Source organism: Streptococcus sp. GMD4S, assembly GCF_000296955.1.
Window position 1 is genome coordinate 1 of sequence record NZ_AJRE01000250.1, and the last position, 1,182, is coordinate 1,182.

General features: G+C 41.7%; 2 protein-coding genes. Both read right to left on the reverse strand.

Annotated elements, in window-relative coordinates:
- Positions 1 to 247: 247 nt before the first annotated feature.
- Positions 248 to 652, reverse strand: a complete 405-nt coding sequence (locus GMD4S_RS09095; RefSeq protein ID WP_000045701.1) for a PTS sugar transporter subunit IIA — start codon at positions 650 to 652, stop codon at positions 248 to 250.
- Between the two features lie 3 nt (positions 653 to 655).
- Positions 656 to 1,182: PTS system mannose/fructose/sorbose family transporter subunit IID (locus GMD4S_RS09100; protein ID WP_000541112.1), on the reverse strand; the 527-nt coding region annotated here is incomplete at its 5' end.

Here is a 1,182-nt window from a genome sequence, read left to right on the forward strand (position 1 = left end):
TAATCTATTGTCGTTTCATTCCTATTGAAAATATGGGAATGGGAGTGACTCCCATTCCCATGTATATTCTATATAAGATGCTCTAAGTTACATCTTATACTCAATGAAAATCAAAGAGCAAACTAGGAAGCTAGCCGCAGGTTGCTCAAAGCACTGCTTTGAGGTTGCCGGATAAGACTGACGAAGTCAGTAACATATATACGGCAAGGCGACGCTGACGTAGTTTGAATTTGATTTTCGAAGAGTATTATTCATCTTCGTCATCATCGAAGCCCGCTAACAGGTCGTTGACTTTTACAATGCTTTCTGCAGCACGGCTCTTATAATCCGCATCTGCACCTGTAAGGCTTGCATTGATAAATTCAATCACCATTGGAAGATTCATCCCTGCGTAGAGTTCAATGTCGCGACCTTCCATGATCAAACGGCTTACCACGTTACATGGTGTACCACCGAGAAGGTCCGCAAAGACTAGGAAATCATCCAATCCTTCGATAGTAGCTTCAAATTTTGCAGTAAATTCTTCTGGACCATCTTCTGGAAGAAGAGCCACTGCATGAATGTTGTCTTGTGGACCCATGATCATTTCTGTGCTACCTTTAAGTTCTTCACAGAAACGACCATGACTCACCAAAATTAATGATTTACTCATAAATTATGCGCCCATTCCAAGCAAGAATTTACCGATGAATGAAAGACCTACTGCAAGAACGATAATGATACCGATCGCTTTAGTAGAGTTCATACCTTTCTTACCAAGCAACCAGAAGATAAAGGCAGTAAAGATTGCTGGAAGCAAGCGTGGGAAGATTGAGTTCAAGATGTCTTGGAAGTCAATCATCTTTTCACCGATTGGCAATTTGTAAGAAATCTCAAAGTTGATCATTGTTGCTACAAGAGCACCCATCATGAAGACACCAAGTACAGATGCAGCATCAATCAAAGCTGTCAAAGTACTTTGCATGTTGTTGATAAGGTTAACCCCTTCTTTGTAGGCAAATTCCAATTGTTTCCAACGGAAGATGTCATATGCAACTGCAACTGCGATCCAAAGGAAGATACCCCATGGTTGGCCAGCGATCGCCATAGTTGCTGCGATAGATCCCATGATAGCAGGTACAAGTGAACCAAAGATAGTATCTCCAAGAGGAGCGAATGGTCCCATCAAACCTGTCTTGATAC

Coding starts and splice junctions, on each gene's coding strand:
- GMD4S_RS09095 (WP_000045701.1), bottom strand. CDS start 652: ATGAGTAAATCATTAATTTTGGTGAGTCATGGTCGTTTCTGTGAAGAA.